This is a genomic window from Mesorhizobium sp. B2-3-12 (genome assembly GCF_006442205.1).
Lineage (GTDB): Bacteria > Pseudomonadota > Alphaproteobacteria > Rhizobiales > Rhizobiaceae > Mesorhizobium.
This window is the reverse complement of the sequence record NZ_VFVR01000002.1, coordinates 804,351-819,598: the sequence shown is the minus strand read 5'-3', so window position 1 is coordinate 819,598 and position 15,248 is coordinate 804,351. Positions and strand designations below refer to the sequence as shown.

Genomic DNA, 15,248 nt, shown 5'->3' with positions numbered 1-15,248 from the left:
TGGCTGGAGCTTGTTGCCTGTTCAACCGCCTTATAGCGTGCTGATCACATTTTCGTGACATCGTATCCCCGCCATCGCTCCCTCACGACACCGCTTTTTCACGACCGGCATGGGACTTTGGTCCAATCTTGCGCCTGCAAAGGTCTTGGAAGACAAACGCAACGGTCGGAGGTCGCTTCCGGTCACCATTTGTTTCGGCGATGTTGGTCGCACTGCGACGTTGGGGTGGGCGCGCCGGCTCAATCGACGGAGATCAGGATGCACGGATCGATAACGGCCCGTTGTTGCCGGCTGGCTTTCGGCTCGGCGGCTCTGCTGGTGCTGACCATCGCTCCCTATGGAATTGCCTTTCATGGCTTCGTTCCCGGACTCGAGGCCGCGACCGCGCTTGCTGGCAAGGGCGGCGGCGGTGGTGGAAATGGCGGCGGCAACGGCGGCGGGAATAGTGGCGGCGGAAACGGCGGCAATAGCGGCGGTGGGAACAGCAGCGGCGGAAACGGCAACGGCGGAAATAACAGTGGCAACGGAAACGGCGGCGGCAACAACGGCAACGGCAACGGAAACAACGGCAACGGCAACGGCGCTGATAACGGTGGCGGCAATTCGGGGGCCGGCAAGGGCCAGGGTGCGAAGAGCAGTCATGTCAACGCCGCGACCGGTGACAAGGTCGACGTGGACGGCAACAAGATTACGGTTCAGCACCCCGATGGCTTGACGGAGAAGATAGAGAACGGCCGTTTCAGCATGAAGGACAAGCTCGGCCGCACGATCATCGATCGCCGTGCCACACCGGCCGATGCAAGCCGCCTCAAGGCTCTGTGAATCCAGGCGGCGCGAATCTGGGCTCTGTGAATCTCGGCCCCGTGAATTTCGGCCCCGTGAAACTGGTCAACAGGCAACGACCAGTTTCACACGTCACCTCCGCCGCCCCCCGGCGGAGGTGACCTCGTTTTGCGCGGCATTCCAGTGCCGCGATATGTAACCGTCTTCGCGGGAAAAGCGCGCGGCGAGCGGGCCGGCTGTTCCATTGAACGCCGACCCATCTACGGGCGATCCCTCTCGCGGTCGCGAAACTCGCGCATCATCAGGGCCGCTTCGGTGCGGTTCCGCACGTTGAGTTTCGACAGCACCCCCGTCATGTGATGCTTGACGGTCTTCTCCTGCAGCTCCAGGCGCAAGGCCACTTCCTTGTTGCTGAGCCCCTCCGCCACCAGCCGCAGGATTTCGGTCTGTCGACCGGTGAGTTGCCGCAGCCGGTCCGCCATGCCGTTGGCGGGCTGCAGGGACTGAACATCGGAAAGCAGCCGGGCCGATAGCGTCGGCGAAAGATAGCTTTCACCGGCCGCCACGTTGCGCAGGATATCGGCAAGCGCGCGCGACCCGACGCCTTTGAGGATGTAGCCGTGCACCCCCGCGTTCAGGGCCTTGGTGACGTCGCTATTGGCCTCCGAGACGGTAAGCATGACGATCTTCTGGGCGGGGTGGTCGGCAAGGATGTTCGCGACCGCGGGCAGGCCGCCGCCCGGCATGGAAATATCGAGCAGCAAGATGTCGGGCTGCACGGTCGAGGCGATGCGTTCCGCGTCCTGCGCGGTAGCCCCTTCCCCGACCACCTCGAAGCCTCCGATCTCCGACAGGCTGCGTGTCACACCCTCGCGGAAGAGAGGATGGTCGTCGACAATGGCGATACGGATGGCGCCCATCATGCTTGCTCCTCGACCGAAAGACGGATCACCAGTTTCGTGCCCTTCGGCCCCGTCAGGGTTTCGAACTGTCCGCCAATGCTTTCAACCCGCTCTCTCAGGCCGGCGAGCCCCAATCCTTCGGCCCGCGCCGGATCGAAACCCGGCCCGCCATCCGACACTTCGACGAAAAGCCTGCCGTTTTTCATGCCCGCGCGCACCGCCTGATCCTTGCCCCGCCCGTGGCGGTAGGCATTGTTCAGCCCCTCCTGCACGAAGCGATAGATGCTGATCTTCTCAGAAGCGCCGGGCTCGGGCAAATGGGCGGGCTGCGTGAGCCTCACCGCCGTGCCCGTCCGGCGCTCATGTTCCTCGACGGCCAGCCGCAACACGTCCGCCACCGCCGCCGTTTCTATCTGCGGCAGGACCAGGCCGGTGCAGATGCCGCGTATTTCGCGCATCGCGTCCTCCAGCGTCTTGCGGATCATCGCGACCTCGGTCGAGCGGCCCTCGCTGGCAAGGCCGTCGCCGGTAAACACGGGACTGTCCATGCGCAGCGCCGCCAGGGCCACGAGCTGGGCCGGGCCGTCATGCAGGTCGGCGCCGATCCGGCGCAGATATCTTTCGTTGAGCGCGGTGGCGCGGCGTGACGCCCGCTGCACGCGGTGCCGCAGGGCGCTGTTCTGCGTCACCAGGTCCTGCAGCTCCGACACCTGGCGGCGCAGCGCCCCGCGCTGGTCGTCGATGGTGCGGCTGCCGCGCAGGACGATGCCCGACAGGAGCAGGAATGCCATCAAGGTGGTGCCGGCCACGACCAGCCAGCTCGACAGCAGCGCCGATGCCAGCGTGGCCTTGAAATCGCTGGCGACCTCATAGAATTCGGTGACGGCGACCACATCGCCGGACCAGGGTTCGCGCACGGGGTTGTAGATCTCCAGCAACGGCACGCCCGAGGACCGCTCCTTCTCTTCGTTCTCGTCGAACGTATCGAACTGGGCGGTAACGTTGCCCTGGAAGGCGGAACGCAGATTGTCGGTCACCTCGAAGCGCCGGCCTATCAAGGCCGCGTCTTTCGAATAGAGTACGGTGCCGTCGCGGCGCCAGAGCCTGAACGACACCAGGCGTTTGCCGAGCGCGCCCTGGCCGAGCGTCTCGTCGAGCGCCTGCTTGACGGACTCGCTGAGCTCCTCGTTCTTGCGCAGGTCGGGCAACAACGGCGCGATCACGCTGTCGACGTAGAGCGCCGTCGTGGCGGCCGAATTGCGGGTGACCCCCTCCCGGATCTGCGTCGTCACCCACGCGCCCACCACCAGCATGACGACCAGCAAGCCGAACCCGCCGGCAACGACGAACTGCAAGGCGAGGGAAAGCTCGCTCCAGCGCCGCGCCAAGTTCTGAAGAATACGAATCATGAGCCCCTGATCGCCCTTCTATCGACAGGTTGGGCGATTTTCACCACATTGAGCCTCAGCCCCGCCGTTGCCAAGACCCTCGTTAGCACGAGGCCGCCATGGGCATGACATCGCTTGACGGACCGGCATGCTTCGGGAACAAGGTCCGCCACGCACGCGGCCAGAGCCGCTTCGAGGGGGGACGGACGTTGAGTTTTTCGGGATTGCTGCAGCTTGGCTTTTCGACGGTGATCTTCCTGCTGGCGGCGACCGCCGCCAAACAATGGGGGCTGGCGCCCAGCCTGGGCAAGATACTGCTGACGCTGGCACTCTATTCGCTGGGCAATCTGATCATGCTGCGGCTGATCCGCGAGTTCGGCATGTCGGTATCTTTCAGCCTCTCGGCGGTGATCCAGCTGGTCTCGGTCAACGTCGTCGCACTGGTGTTCTTCGGCGAGCGCGTCAATGCGCTGCAGGCGGCCGGCATCGTGCTGGCGGTTGCGGCCGTGGCGCTGATCACGCTTGGCCCCTATCTGCAAGGTCGATGACAAGAAGGGGGTGATGACAAGAAGGGACGATGACTAGGGATGACGGCTCGATGAAGGGTCCCGCAAGCACGCTGCTCAACCGGATCGAATTCCCGGTGCTGCTGGCCGGCCTGGCCATCGCCGGCGGGCTGTGGGGTTTCGTCGAGCTGATGGAGCTGGCACGCGCCACCGCCGCGCATGGTTTCGACACCGAGATCCTGCTCGCCTTCCGCCAGCCGGGCCAGCCCGGCGTTCCCATCGGTCCGCCATGGCTGGAAGGGGCGATGCGCGACATCACAAGCCTTGGCAGCGCCAGCGTGCTGGTGCTGATCACGGCGGCGACCATCGTCTACCTCTTGTTGATCCGCAGGCCGGGGACGGCATTTCTCATGTTCGTCGCCGTCGCCGGTGGCCAGCTTCTGTCCAGCCTGTTGAAAGTCGGCGTCGACCGGCCGCGGCCCGAACTGATCTCGCATCTCGTCAACGAGACCTCGCTCTCCTTCCCGAGCGGCCACGCCATGCTGTCGGCGGTGACCTACCTGACGCTCGGCTCGCTCGCTGCGCGGTTCCTGCGTGGCCGGGCGACCAAGATCTATGTCCTGTCGCTTGCCGTGCTGACAACGGTGCTGGTCGGCGTCAGCCGCATCTATCTCGGCGTCCACTGGCCGTCGGACGTGCTGGCGGGTTGGTGCGCCGGTTTTGCCTGGGCGATGCTATGCTGGCTGGTGGCGCGGATGCTGCAGCGCCGCAAGGTGGTCGGTGAAAGCGAGTAAACTTGCATGTCTGATATATGCATAATGATGCTTGAAACATCACAATGATAGTATTATACGTTATATCAGCAGACTCAGACATGGGTTCCGGCCGATGATCACTGCCGCGCAGATGCGTGCCGCAAGGGCCTTGGCCGGCATTGACCAGAAGACGCTCGCCGAGCGCGCCGGCGTCTCGCTTCCGACAATCCAGCGCATGGAAGCGAGCGACGGCGTGGTCAGGGGCGTGGTCGATACGCTGATGAAGGTCATCCAGGCTCTCGACGAGGCCGGGGTGGAGCTGATCGGCGAGAACCATGCCAGCGAGCGCGGCGGCAGGGGCGTGCGCCTCAAGTCCGCGGTGCCGCCGGATCCCAAGGCTGAGCCGGCATAAGTCGCGACGGCGACCGCCGACAGTCCTGCCGACGATCCCGCCGCCTTTGCGAGGTGCGGAAGGCAGCCCATGGACCAAGCCCGTCAAGCAGTGCATCAACCGGCCCGTCAACGGGTTCACGGGCCGGCCCGCGGATCGCCTCAAGGGTCGGCAAAACCGACCTTTTCCGAACTGTTCACACCGAAACTGGTGACGGTCTGGCGGGAGGGTTACCACCTGCCGCAATTCAAGGCCGACGTGATGTCCGGCCTGACGGTCGCCATCGTCGCGCTGCCGCTGTCGATGGCAATCGCGATCGCTTCCGGCGTCACGCCGGAACGTGGCCTCTACACCTCCATCGTCGGCGGTTTCATCATCTCGGCCTTCGGTGGCAGCCGCTTCCAGATCGGCGGCCCGGCCGGCGCCTTCATCGTGCTGGTGGCGGCGACTGTCGCACGGGTCGGCGTCGACGGCCTGCTGCTGGCGACGATGATGGCCGGCGTGTTCCTGCTTGCCATCGGCTATCTCAGGCTTGGCACCTACATCAAATTCATTCCCTATCCGGTCACCGTCGGCTTCACCGCCGGCATTGCCGTCATCATCTTCTGTGGGCAGATCGTCGAACTGTTCGGGCTGACCTTGCCGGTCAGGGAGCCCGGACCGTTCGTCCCCAAGCTGATCGCGCTTGGCCAAGCGTCCGGCACGATCAACCTCGCCACGACGTCGGTGGCGGTGCTGACCATGGCAACCATCGTTTTCCTGAAGCGCTGGCGGCCGAAATGGCCTTCCATGCTGATCGCCATCGGGCTTGCCTCGATCGTGGTGGCGTTGTTCGCGCTGCCGGCCGCGACGATCGGCACGCGCTATGGCGGCATTCCGCGCAGCCTGCAATGGCCCGGCCTGCCCCCGGTCAGTCTCGACAGGATGATCGAGGTGCTGCCGGATGCCGTCGCCTTCGCGCTGCTCGGCGCCATCGAATCACTGCTGTCGGCCGTCGTCGCCGACGGCATGACGGGGCGGCGGCATCGGTCGAATTGCGAGCTGGTCGCGCAAGGCTTCGCCAACATCGCGTCCGCCCTGTTCGGCGGCATCTGCGCCACCGGCACCATCGCGCGCACCGCCACCAATGTGCGGGCCGGTGCGCACGGCCCGGTCTCGGGTATGGTCCATTCGGCCATCCTGCTGGTGCTGATGCTGGCGGCCGCACCGCTGGCCAGCTACATTCCGCTCTCCGCCCTTGCCGGCGTGCTGGCGGTGGTCTGCTGGAACATGGTCGAGAAACAGGCCTTCGCCACGCTGCTCAGGGCCTCGCGGGGCGATGCGCTGGTGCTGATGGCGACCTTCCTGATCGTCGTCTTCCGCGACCTGACCGAAGGCATCGTCGTCGGCTTCGCGCTCGGCTCGATCCTGTTCATCGACCGCATGGCGAAGTCAGTCGCGGTCGAGGCGGAGCTGGCCCAGGACGATGTCGCCGACGGCGCCGATGGCGGTCGCGCCTACGATTCCAGCGCGGCTGTCGACGCCGACACCGTCGTCTATCGCATCTCGGGCGCCTTCTTCTTCGGTGCCGCCTCCACCGTCGGCAGTGTGCTCGACCGCATCGCCGACCAGCGCAAGAATTTCATCCTCGACTGTTCGGCCGTGCCGCTTTTCGATTCGACCGCGGTCAATGTCATCGAAAGCGCGGCCCGCAAGGCCAGCCGCGCCGGCGTGCGCTTCATCATATCGGGCGCCTCGCCGCGGATACGGCGCATGCTGATCAACCACGGCGTCAAGCGGCCGCTGGTGACCTACGCCGCCTCGATCCGCGACGCGCGGGCCCAACTGGCGGGAAAACAAGAGGCGGAGAAGCCTCCCCTCAGCGGTTGAGCGACCCCGGGCCGCTGATGAAGGGATTTTTCCTGACATGGAAGCGCAGCAGGCGCTCGGCGTCCTTGGAGATCCCGATCCGGGTGCTCTGTCCGATCTCGCCGGCGTAGTGCCCGTCATCCGCCAGCCATAGCGGGCCTCTCTGGCAAAGGTCGAGCCCGTCGAGCGAACGATCGATCCGCAGTGCCGCGGCCAGTCGTCCCGGCCCGCGCGTCAGGTCGCGCAGCCGTTCTACGCCACGGTTCAGCCGCATGATCGGAATGCCTTCCAGCGGCTCCAGCGCCCGGATCAGCACGCCGGTGCCGATGCCCGGTGCCTCGCTCGAAACGTTCAGCATGAATGAGATGCCATAGGCGAGATAGACATAGGCGTGCCCGCGCTCGAGAAACATCGAGCGGTTGCGCGCCGTCATCCCCCGAAAACCATGTCCGGCGGCATCGCCTACGACATAGGCTTCAGTCTCGACGATCCGGCCGCTGACCCTGCCTTCGGGCAAGTCGCGCACCACCAGCTTGCCGATGAGATGGCGGGCAAGCGCTGCCGTATCGTGCGGCAGTTCTTCCCGCGCGAGCAGGCGGGGCGCGGTCAGGCTCATGAGACATCCGCATGGCGCAATGCATTGGCGATCACCGCGAAGGCAGGTGAGTTCTGCCGCCGGGTCGGATAGTAGAGGTAATAGCCCGGAAACAGCGGGCACCATTCGTCGAGCATCAGCACCAGCCGGCCCGACCGGATCTCGTCGGCCACCAAATTCTCAGGCACATAGGCGATCCCGAGGCCGCTGACGGCGGCGTCGATCATGGGGATCGTCGAATTGAAGGTCAGCTGTCCGTCTATACGCACCCTCAGCTCTCGCCCGTCCCTGGCGAACTCCCAGGCATAGAGGCCGCCCGACCGTGACTGGCGGTGGTTGATGCAATCGTGCTGGACGAGGTCCTGCGGCGTGCCGGGCGCCGGATGCCGGGCGAGATAGTCGGGCGACGCGACGACAACCAGCCGCCAGTCGGGGCTGATGCGAATGGCGATCATGTCCTTGTCGACGCTTTCCCCCAGCCGCACGCCGGCGTCGAACCGCTCCTCGACGATGTTGCGGAAGCCATTGTCGACATTCAGCTCGACGTGAATGTCGCGATAGTGCCGCAGCACCGGTTTCAGCTTCGGCCAGACGATCCAGTCAAGCGCGTGATCGGAGAGTGTGATCCGCACATTGCCCGAAGGCTTGTCGCGAAACGCCATCAGCGCGTCGATGTCGTTTTCGATATCCTGGATGCGCGGCGCCAAGGCGCGCAGCAACCGCTCCCCGGCTTCGGTCGGCGAGACGCTGCGCGTGGTTCGGGTCAGCAGGCGCAGGCCTAGCCGCGCCTCGAGCTGCTTCACGGTGTGGCTGAGCGCCGACTGGGACGTGCCGAGCTTGGCGGCCGCTTTGGTGAAGCTGCTTTCCTCGGCCACCGCCTGGAACCAGAGCATGTCGTTCAGGTCGCGGCGGTTCATGGCCAGCCCTCGGGTATTTATATCAGAATTAGATAAGTCCATGCGAATTACAACGGCTAATCGGGGCAGTCCGGACGATTTATACAGCCTTCAACGAAAACCGTTGGAGGGGCCGAGGCGCATGGAAACCACCTATGACAGCCAACTTGCCGAATCACCGAGCGCCTGGGGCGCGGTGATCTGCCTGTCACTGCTCACCTTCGTCCTGGTGGCGTCGGAGTTCATGCCCGTCAGCCTGCTCACGCCAGTCGCCAGGGACCTGGCCATCACCGAAGGCCAGGCCGGCCAGGCTATCTCCGTCTCTGGATTCTTCGCCGTCGTCACCAGCCTGTTCGGCAACGCCCTGCTGTCGAGGCTGGACCGGCGCACGGTCGTCCTCTTCTATACCGCCGTGCTCGTCGTCTCCGGACTGGCGATCACCTTTGCGCCGAACTATCCGGTGTTCATGCTCGGACGGGCCCTGATCGGCGTGTCGATCGGCGGCTTCTGGTCACTGTCGACAGCCATTCTGGCGCGCATCGTCTCGCGCGACGACTTGCCCAAGGCGATCGCCATGCTGCAGGGCGGGACGGCATTCGCCACGGTCATCGCGGCGCCGCTTGGAAGTTTTCTCGGCGGCCTGATCGGATGGCGCGGCGCCTTCTTCATCGTCGTGCCGATCGGGCTCGCCGCCATCGTCTGGCAACTCGCCGTCCTGCCCAGCATGCCCGCCGAAGAGCCCGTCTCGGCTAGGCGCATGTTCGGCCTTCTCGGCAACCGCGCCTTCGCCATCGGCATGGCGGCCACCACGCTCGCCTTCATGGGCCAGTTCTCCCTTTCCACCTACCTGCGTCCATTTCTCGAAGGCGTCACCGGGCTCGACGTGAACACGCTCTCGATGGTCCTGCTCGGGCTCGGGCTGGCGGGCCTCGTCGGCACGTCGCTCGTCGGTTTCGCCCTGCGCTCGCATCTGGGCGCCGTGCTGATCGGCCTGCCGGCCATGCTTTCGGTCATCGCGCTGCTGTTGATCGCGCTTGGCCCCTTCGCCGCCGCGACCGCGATCCTGCTCCTGCTGTGGGGATTGTTCACCACGCCCATTCCGGTGGCATGGAACACGTGGATGGCCAAGGTCATCCCGAACGATCTCGAGGCGGGCGGAGGCCTGCAGGTCGCGCTGATCCAGTTCGCCATCACCTTCGGCGCGTTTGCCGGCGGGTTGCTGTTCGACACCGCCGGCTGGTGGAGTCCCTTCGCCCTCGCCGCCTTGCTTCTCCTCGGCTCGACGCTATTTGCCGTCGCGGCGGCGACCTCCACCTTGGCGAGCCGACAGTCGTGACACGACGACAGGTCACCCGACGCACGCTGCTCTGGGCCGCGATCGCGCAGGCGGCGGTTTTGCCTGGACAGGCTTTCGGGCAGCAAGGCGCCGACCCGGCAAGCCAGGAGCCCACGGACATGAAGATCAGGATCGGCTTCAACGGGCAGACGATGACGGCCACGCTGTACGACAATCCCTCGGCCCGGGATTTTCATGCCTTGCTGCCGCTGGATCTGACGATCGACAACTACGCCGGCAACGAGAAGATCGCCTATCTGCCGCGCAAGCTCACCGAACAAGGCAGCGGTCCCTTCGGTAACGAACGGCCCGGCGACCTCTGCTACTTCGCGCCCTGGGGCAATCTGGCGTTGTTTTATGCCGGGTATAGCTGGTCAACCGGGCTGATCCGGCTCGGGCGCCTCGACGACGGATTCGAGCCCCTGCTGACGCGCGGAGAATTCCCCCTGCGCATCGAGCGCATTCACTGACACCAGGAAAGGAAAGGGTTGTTCCATGGATATCCAACGCGCCGGCGCCAAGCCGTCCGTCAAGGGACCCGCCGAGTGGTTCACCGGCACGGTCCGCATCGATCCCCTGTTTTCCGCGCCTGCCCCGGCACGCGCCGCGGGCGCCGCCGTCACATTCGAGCCAGGCGCACGCACGGCCTGGCACACCCATCCGCTCGGCCAGACACTGATCGTCACGGCTGGCCTGGGCCGTGTGCAGCGCGAAGGCGGTCCCGTCGAGGAAATCCGCCCCGGCGACGTCGTCTGGTTCGCGCCTGGCGAAAGACACTGGCACGGCGCCAGTCCGAGCACGGCAATGACGCACATCGCCATCCAGGAAGCGCTCGACGGCAAGGCGGTCGACTGGCTCGATCACGTCACCGATGCGCAATACGACACCAACCGATAGGAGACGTTCCATGCGCGGCACCGTTCTTTACAGCCCCGGCGACATTCGCTGCGAGGAAGTGGCGGATCCCGAGATCCTGCTGCCCACCGACGCGATCGTGCGATTGTCGGCGACCTGCGTCTGCGGATCGGATCTGTGGCCCTATCGCGGCCTGCAACCGATCGCCGAGCCCGCCCATATGGGCCACGAATATTGCGGTGTCGTCGAGGAGGTCGGCAGCGCGGTTCGAACCATCCGCCCGGGCCAGTTCGTGGTCGGGTCGTTCGCGACCTCCGACAACACCTGCCCCAATTGCCGCAACGGCTATCAGTCGTCATGCCAGCACCGGACGTTCATGACCGGCGCCCAGGCGCCGTTCCTGCGCGTGCCGCTGGCCGACGGCACTTTGGTGGCGCTGTCCGATCAGCCTTCGGCCGAGATGATCCCGAGCCTGCTCGCCACGTCCGACGTGCTGGGCACCGGCTGGTTCGCCGCCGACGCCGCCAACGTAAAACCAGGGTCGACGGTCGCGGTGGTGGGCGATGGCGCGGTCGGCCTGCTTGCCGCGCTTTCCGCCAGGCAGATGGGCGCCGAGCGGATCATCGTCATGAGCCGGCACGAGCCGCGCCAGAAGCTCGCCTTGGAGTTCGGCGCCACCGACATCGTCACCGAGCGCGGTGAGGAAGGCGTCGCCCGCATCCTGGACATGACCGGCGGCATCGGCGCCGACTCCGTGCTGGAATGCGTCGGCACGCAGGAATCGATGAAGCAGGCGATCGGATCCACCCGCAGGGGCGGCTATGTTTCCTATGTCGGCGTTCCCCACCAGGTGCAACTGGATGGGCAACAGCTGTTCTTCGCCCATGTGCATCTGCATGGCGGTCCCGCACCCGTGCGCCGCTACCTGCCCGAGCTGCTCGCCCTCGTCACCGAGGGCAAGATCAATCCCGGCAAGGTGTTCGACCTGATCCTGCCGCTCGACCAAGTGGCCGAAGGCTACAAGGCCATGGACGAGCGCCGCGCCATCAAGACGCTGCTGCGGGTCTGACCATCACCCCTGCTACGCCTCGCGGCGCTCAATCGATCTTGAGCGCCGCGACCTCGCCCTCGTTCATCAGCGGCACGTAGAGGATCGACTTGCCGTCGGTGCCGATGTCGGCGCTGCCCGGCTTGAAATTCGCTACTTCTTCCGGCGCGCCGCCTTCCCTGTAACGATACAGCGTGCCGGTCATGTAGGCGGTGGCGTAGACGGTGTCGCCAATGGCGATGACGCCGTCGAGGTCGGCGAATTTCTGCGCCCCCGCCAGCGGCGTCACCGCCTTGCTGGCGAGGTCCACCGCCAGCAGCCCGCCCGGCTCGGCCGTGCTGAAGTCGGCCTTGATGCCCTTGCCCCATGAGGCGACGATGAGCCTGCCGCCATCGGCGAAGACGCCGTTGGGCGAGGCGAGCAGCGGGTCCTTGACGAACAGCTCCGGCCTGTCGCCGTCGACGCGGTAGATCGCATCAGCCAGCATATCGGTGACGTAGACGTGGCCGGAAGCGTCCGCCGTCATGTCGTTGAGGAACACCGCGTTCGGCACCACGATGCTGGCGATCAGTTTGCCGCTGGCGAGGTCGACGACGCGGACCTTGGTGATGTCGGCGACATAGAGTTTGCCGCCCGCTATCGCCATGCCCTTTGGCGCGTCCATGCCGTCGGTCCAGTGCTGGGTCACTGCCTTGCCGTCGAGGGACAGCACGCTGAGATAACCATTGCCGTCGGCATCGCCCGGATTGCCCGCGATATTGGAAACGATGACGCGGCCGTTGGCAGCGTCGAACAGCGCCGATTCCGGCTGTTCGAGGCCCGTGGCGCGCCAGAGCTCTGCGGCCTGGGCGACTGCCGGGGCGGCGATTCCGATGGCCGCGAAAAAAGCGGTAGCGATGAGGCGTTTCATGTCCGGTCTCCTGTGATGACGGCGGAGACCTATGATTTTCGATACTTTCCGGGAAGGGCAATTGCCGCTAGTATCGAATACTGATACGAAACGCCCAGCAACAGGTGCATTCCATGAACGGTCGGATCTTCGAGGCGCTGAAACGGACGCTGAAGGCCAAGGGCGTCACCTATCGCGAACTCGCCGAACGCATGGGCGTTTCCGAGCCGACGGTGAAGCGCATCTTCCATGACAAGAACTGCAAGCTCGACCGTCTGGTGGAGATCTGTGCTGCCGCCGGCGTGGAGCTGGAAAACGTGCTCGGCTCGATGAGCAGGGGGCCGGGACCGGTCAACCGCGTCGCACCCGAGATCGAGCGCCGGCTCGCTGGCCGTCCGGCACTGCTGTTCGTCTTCGTCATGCTGTCGGAAAAATTCACGCCTGAAGGCATCATGCGCTCGCAAGGCTTGAGCGAAGCCTCGATGTTCCTCTATCTGCGCGATCTCGAGGAACTCGGCCTGATCGCGCTCGGCCGTGGCCTGTCGGCAAGGCTCTTGGTCGAAACGCCGATCCAGTGGAATTTCGAGGGGCCGCTGAGGCCGCTGTTCGAGATGACCAACAAGAATTTCATCGGCTGGGCGATCACCCATATCGAGAAGGAAGCGACCTTCGTCAGCTTCTCCAGGCGGATGCGGCCGGAAACGGCGGAGATGGTGCGGCGCGAGGCCGAGGAACTGGCCGATCGCGCCAAACTCTTGGCCCATCACGACCAGCACACCACGCCGGAGGATGGGCTGGTCGGCTACAAATGGACGTTTGCCTTCGGCGCCACGCCGTTCGAGGCGATCATGCCGATCGGCCCGCACGCGCGGGATGCCGGCGCGCGGACGAAGGATCAGCCTTCCCTGGTCAAAAAGCGGCCGCCGCTACCGGCATAGGCCATCGGTCAATAGTTGGCGCCGCCGCCGCAATCGCATTCGGCCTCGCTGGCCTTGTCGTTCCAGCCGCTGCCAACATAGGAGTAGCTTCTGCTGGAGCGGAAATGGTGGCCGCCGCGGTCGATATGTTCCCACAGCGTGATGGTGCAGCCGCGCTTGACCTTGAACGACGACACCTTGTCGTTCTATGACGGTTCGTAGATGAAGCGGTGAATGCCATCGGATATGCCGACATCGGGCGCGTTCACCATCTTCATGTCATCGCCGCTGCCCAGCGTCCAGTGCGAGCCGCCATAGTCGCGATCCGAGTAGATCGTGCAGGTCCGATTGGCGGCATTGGCCGCGCTCGCCAGCATGCCGACGGTAACACCTGCCGCCAGAATGTACGCTTTCATCTGTGTCATATCTCCCTCCAGCCCGGTCTCGATGAGTGCGAAGTATGGAATTGCCGTGGGAACGAGCCGTCACCGGCAAGGTCCGGATCGATCGGTCCAGCACGCGGATCGAAAAGCAATCAAGTCGTAAGCAATCGGGTCAGCAAGCAATCAGATCAGTAAAGGATGCGACATGACAAGTGGTGCCGTCGAGCAAGCGGCAACGGCCGGCGCGCCACATCGAGCTCGCAAGATTACAGCAATTGTGGTGAAGCAACAAACAGGAAAGTTTATTTAGGCGGCGGCCAGATCGTCCGCGGACGAGGCGCCGGCGAGATCGTCGCGCGCCTTGCGGGCAAGCCTTTTCGTCGAGCGCTTGGGACTGTCGCCAAACAGTTCGGTCGCTTCGGCAAGGCAGGCCTTCTTCAGGCTCTTCTCCGAGCGCTTCAGCAGCTTGCCAAGAAGCTTTGTGTCCTCGGGCGGGCCAAGCGGCTGGTCGTCGGCCTCGAGCAGCGCGCGCATGACGAAAACGTCGTGCAGTTCGCCGAGCCGCTCGCCCAGCGCGTCGACGGCCTTGCGCCGCGCCTTGATCGGGGTGGGCCACAACCGGCCCAGCAGCGACAGGTGCATGCCATGTGTCTTGGCAGCCTTCCGCAGGTCGTGGAAATCGTCGGCCTCGCCACGCGCGCCGGCCTTGTCGAGCGCCTTCCTGGCACGGCGCAAGGTGACGCGCGCGCCTTCGGCAAGCACGTCGGCAGCCTGTTCCGGCTGGCCGGGCAGGGCAAGGGTTTCGATGCGCTTCATGCCCTCTTCGCAAGCGGCGGTGGCCGCGCCGATCGCTGCCCGCAGCCCGGCGCCTTCGTGCAGATCATGCTGGCGTGCGATCAGCCTGTCGCGCACGGCATCGAGCCCGCCATCGGCGCTTTCCCTGGCAAAACCCGCCGCAAGCCGGTCGATGGTTTCGATCAGCGCTGTCGCTTCGCGCGGGCCGGCAAGCAGCGCGGCGACATTGCGATAGCATTGGTTTTCCGTGGCGCAGAATGTTTCGTCTCCGGAACGAACAAGGCGCAGCAAGGCACGCGCGCTCTTCAGCCGCTTACGGCATTTGTGCAGCCCCTGCTCCGGCCGGGTGCGCGCCACATCCAGATGCAGGAGCGCCTTGCCGATTTCCTCGGCAAGGATACGCCTGACCTCGCCGGTCAGCGGCAGGCGCGGATCTATGCGAAAGCTCATGCGGCGATCTCCGGTATCCCCCCGAGGGCGAGCGACGCGTTGTAAAATTTCTGCTCGCCGGTGACTTCACGGCCGAGCCAGTGAGGCAGCATTTCGTCCGGAACGTCTTCCGGAGTCTCGAGCTCGGCCACCACAAGTCCCGCCAGTGCGCCGCCAAAGACATCGACTTCGTAGAGATAGCCGCGATGCCTAACATGGTGACGTGTCTTCTCGATGACACGTCCGATGGCGAAGTCCAGCATTTCCACAGCCTCCTCCAGCGGGACCGGATATTCGAATTCGTCGCGTTCGCGCGCTCTGCTGCCGAATTTGAGCGTCAGCCTAGCCGAGGCGCCATCGCTGATGCGGATACGGACGGTTCGTCCGGGTGCCGTGGCGAGATAGAACTGGAGAATGCGGATCTCCGCTTCCACCAGATCCCGCCATGCGGTGCTGGAGACCAGGAACTTACGCTCGACTTCCTTGCCCATGGCCGCGCACTAAAGCGTTTGCCGCGCGCGATGGCAAGACG

General features: G+C 65.0%; 19 protein-coding genes. 10 read left to right on the top strand and 9 right to left on the bottom strand.

The window, feature by feature from the left end; genetic code table 11:
- Positions 1–258: 258 nt before the first annotated feature.
- Positions 259–822, top strand: coding sequence for a hypothetical protein (locus FJ948_RS09330; protein WP_140703551.1), 564 nt, complete (start codon positions 259–261; stop codon positions 820–822).
- Positions 823–1,043: 221 nt separating this feature from the next.
- On the opposite strand, the gene FJ948_RS09325 is transcribed toward FJ948_RS09330, so the two are convergent.
- Positions 1,044–1,706 (bottom strand): response regulator transcription factor, encoded by a 663-nt coding sequence (locus tag FJ948_RS09325; protein ID WP_140703550.1) that lies wholly within the window; start codon positions 1,704–1,706, stop codon positions 1,044–1,046.
- Positions 1,703–3,094: a sensor histidine kinase gene (locus FJ948_RS09320; RefSeq protein ID WP_140703548.1), complete on the bottom strand. Its 1,392-nt coding sequence runs from the start codon at positions 3,092–3,094 to the stop codon at positions 1,703–1,705. Before FJ948_RS09320 ends, FJ948_RS09325 begins: the two co-directional genes overlap by 4 nt.
- A 188-nt stretch (positions 3,095–3,282) precedes the next feature.
- Here FJ948_RS09320 and FJ948_RS09315 point away from each other — a divergent pair, with 188 nt between their 5' ends.
- From FJ948_RS09315 to FJ948_RS09300, 4 genes are all read left to right on the top strand, one after another.
- Positions 3,283–3,621 (top strand): hypothetical protein, encoded by a 339-nt coding sequence (locus FJ948_RS09315; protein WP_140703972.1) that lies wholly within the window; start codon positions 3,283–3,285, stop codon positions 3,619–3,621.
- A gap of 50 nt (positions 3,622–3,671) precedes the next feature.
- On the top strand, positions 3,672–4,373 hold the full coding sequence (locus FJ948_RS09310) for a phosphatase PAP2 family protein (RefSeq protein ID WP_140703970.1): 702 nt from the start codon (positions 3,672–3,674) through the stop codon (positions 4,371–4,373).
- A gap of 94 nt (positions 4,374–4,467) precedes the next feature.
- Positions 4,468–4,746: a helix-turn-helix transcriptional regulator gene (locus FJ948_RS09305; protein ID WP_140703547.1), complete on the top strand. Its 279-nt coding sequence runs from the start codon at positions 4,468–4,470 to the stop codon at positions 4,744–4,746.
- A gap of 69 nt (positions 4,747–4,815) precedes the next feature.
- On the top strand, positions 4,816–6,594 hold the full coding sequence (locus FJ948_RS09300; protein ID WP_140703545.1) for a SulP family inorganic anion transporter: 1,779 nt from the start codon (positions 4,816–4,818) through the stop codon (positions 6,592–6,594).
- Here the strand turns inward: FJ948_RS09300 and FJ948_RS09295 are convergent.
- A complete protein-coding gene (locus FJ948_RS09295; RefSeq protein WP_181173605.1) occupies positions 6,584–7,189 on the bottom strand; it encodes a DNA-3-methyladenine glycosylase in 606 nt (201 codons plus the stop codon). The two genes, FJ948_RS09300 and FJ948_RS09295, sit on opposite strands and share 11 nt — an antisense overlap.
- Complete coding sequence (locus FJ948_RS09290; protein WP_140703544.1) at positions 7,186–8,085, bottom strand: LysR family transcriptional regulator; 900 nt, start codon at positions 8,083–8,085, stop codon at positions 7,186–7,188. The genes FJ948_RS09295 and FJ948_RS09290 overlap by 4 nt, the downstream gene beginning before the upstream one ends.
- 121 nt (positions 8,086–8,206) lie before the next feature.
- Between FJ948_RS09290 and FJ948_RS09285 the strand changes: the two genes are divergently transcribed.
- From FJ948_RS09285 to FJ948_RS09270, 4 genes are read left to right on the top strand one after another with little or no spacing between them, the layout of a single operon-like run.
- Positions 8,207–9,400, top strand: coding sequence for an MFS transporter (locus tag FJ948_RS09285; RefSeq protein WP_140703542.1), 1,194 nt, complete (start codon positions 8,207–8,209; stop codon positions 9,398–9,400).
- On the top strand, positions 9,397–9,870 hold the full coding sequence (locus tag FJ948_RS09280) for a cyclophilin-like fold protein (RefSeq protein WP_140703540.1): 474 nt from the start codon (positions 9,397–9,399) through the stop codon (positions 9,868–9,870). Before FJ948_RS09285 ends, FJ948_RS09280 begins: the two co-directional genes overlap by 4 nt.
- 25 nt (positions 9,871–9,895) lie before the next feature.
- Positions 9,896–10,297, top strand: coding sequence for a cupin domain-containing protein (locus FJ948_RS09275; RefSeq protein ID WP_140703538.1), 402 nt, complete (start codon positions 9,896–9,898; stop codon positions 10,295–10,297).
- A 10-nt stretch (positions 10,298–10,307) separates the two neighbouring features.
- Complete coding sequence (locus tag FJ948_RS09270; protein WP_140703536.1) at positions 10,308–11,324, top strand: zinc-dependent alcohol dehydrogenase family protein; 1,017 nt, start codon at positions 10,308–10,310, stop codon at positions 11,322–11,324.
- A 28-nt stretch (positions 11,325–11,352) separates the two neighbouring features.
- On the opposite strand, the gene FJ948_RS09265 is transcribed toward FJ948_RS09270, so the two are convergent.
- Positions 11,353–12,213, bottom strand: a complete 861-nt coding sequence (locus FJ948_RS09265) for a PQQ-binding-like beta-propeller repeat protein (RefSeq protein ID WP_140703534.1) — start codon at positions 12,211–12,213, stop codon at positions 11,353–11,355.
- 113 nt (positions 12,214–12,326) lie between these two features.
- On the opposite strand from FJ948_RS09265, the gene FJ948_RS09260 reads away from it, so the two are divergent.
- Positions 12,327–13,130 carry a helix-turn-helix transcriptional regulator gene (locus tag FJ948_RS09260; protein WP_140703532.1) on the top strand — a complete coding sequence of 268 codons (804 nt, stop codon included), beginning with the start codon at positions 12,327–12,329 and terminating at the stop codon, positions 13,128–13,130.
- Between the two features lie 8 nt (positions 13,131–13,138).
- Here FJ948_RS09260 and FJ948_RS30535 read toward each other — a convergent pair whose 3' ends face one another.
- The 4 genes from FJ948_RS30535 to FJ948_RS09245 form a co-directional block, all read right to left on the bottom strand.
- Positions 13,139–13,306, bottom strand: a complete 168-nt coding sequence (locus FJ948_RS30535) for a hypothetical protein (RefSeq protein WP_246677484.1) — start codon at positions 13,304–13,306, stop codon at positions 13,139–13,141.
- Between the two features lie 9 nt (positions 13,307–13,315).
- Positions 13,316–13,534: a hypothetical protein gene (locus FJ948_RS30530; RefSeq protein WP_246677483.1), complete on the bottom strand. Its 219-nt coding sequence runs from the start codon at positions 13,532–13,534 to the stop codon at positions 13,316–13,318.
- A 264-nt stretch (positions 13,535–13,798) separates the two neighbouring features.
- Positions 13,799–14,737: a CHAD domain-containing protein gene (locus FJ948_RS09250; protein WP_140703530.1), complete on the bottom strand. Its 939-nt coding sequence runs from the start codon at positions 14,735–14,737 to the stop codon at positions 13,799–13,801.
- A complete protein-coding gene (locus tag FJ948_RS09245; protein ID WP_140703528.1) occupies positions 14,734–15,207 on the bottom strand; it encodes a CYTH domain-containing protein in 474 nt (157 codons plus the stop codon). The genes FJ948_RS09250 and FJ948_RS09245 overlap by 4 nt, the downstream gene beginning before the upstream one ends.
- Between the last annotated feature and the right edge of the window lie 41 nt (positions 15,208–15,248).

What these genes read in the sequence shown, in the direction of transcription:
- FJ948_RS09330 (WP_140703551.1), top strand. Translation starts at nt 259, where the DNA reads ATGCACGGATCGATAACGGCCCGTTGTTGCCGGCTGGCTTTCGGCTCG.
- FJ948_RS09325 (WP_140703550.1), bottom strand. Translation starts at nt 1,706, where the DNA reads ATGATGGGCGCCATCCGTATCGCCATTGTCGACGACCATCCTCTCTTC.
- FJ948_RS09320 (WP_140703548.1), bottom strand. Translation starts at nt 3,094, where the DNA reads ATGATTCGTATTCTTCAGAACTTGGCGCGGCGCTGGAGCGAGCTTTCC.
- FJ948_RS09310 (WP_140703970.1), top strand. Translation starts at nt 3,672, where the DNA reads ATGAAGGGTCCCGCAAGCACGCTGCTCAACCGGATCGAATTCCCGGTG.
- FJ948_RS09305 (WP_140703547.1), top strand. Translation starts at nt 4,468, where the DNA reads ATGATCACTGCCGCGCAGATGCGTGCCGCAAGGGCCTTGGCCGGCATT.
- FJ948_RS09300 (WP_140703545.1), top strand. Translation starts at nt 4,816, where the DNA reads ATGGACCAAGCCCGTCAAGCAGTGCATCAACCGGCCCGTCAACGGGTT.
- FJ948_RS09295 (WP_181173605.1), bottom strand. Translation starts at nt 7,189, where the DNA reads ATGAGCCTGACCGCGCCCCGCCTGCTCGCGCGGGAAGAACTGCCGCAC.
- FJ948_RS09290 (WP_140703544.1), bottom strand. Translation starts at nt 8,085, where the DNA reads ATGAACCGCCGCGACCTGAACGACATGCTCTGGTTCCAGGCGGTGGCC.
- FJ948_RS09285 (WP_140703542.1), top strand. Translation starts at nt 8,207, where the DNA reads ATGGAAACCACCTATGACAGCCAACTTGCCGAATCACCGAGCGCCTGG.
- FJ948_RS09275 (WP_140703538.1), top strand. Translation starts at nt 9,896, where the DNA reads ATGGATATCCAACGCGCCGGCGCCAAGCCGTCCGTCAAGGGACCCGCC.
- FJ948_RS09270 (WP_140703536.1), top strand. Translation starts at nt 10,308, where the DNA reads ATGCGCGGCACCGTTCTTTACAGCCCCGGCGACATTCGCTGCGAGGAA.
- FJ948_RS09265 (WP_140703534.1), bottom strand. Translation starts at nt 12,213, where the DNA reads ATGAAACGCCTCATCGCTACCGCTTTTTTCGCGGCCATCGGAATCGCC.
- FJ948_RS09260 (WP_140703532.1), top strand. Translation starts at nt 12,327, where the DNA reads ATGAACGGTCGGATCTTCGAGGCGCTGAAACGGACGCTGAAGGCCAAG.
- FJ948_RS30530 (WP_246677483.1), bottom strand. Translation starts at nt 13,534, where the DNA reads ATGACACAGATGAAAGCGTACATTCTGGCGGCAGGTGTTACCGTCGGC.
- FJ948_RS09250 (WP_140703530.1), bottom strand. Translation starts at nt 14,737, where the DNA reads ATGAGCTTTCGCATAGATCCGCGCCTGCCGCTGACCGGCGAGGTCAGG.
- FJ948_RS09245 (WP_140703528.1), bottom strand. Translation starts at nt 15,207, where the DNA reads ATGGGCAAGGAAGTCGAGCGTAAGTTCCTGGTCTCCAGCACCGCATGG.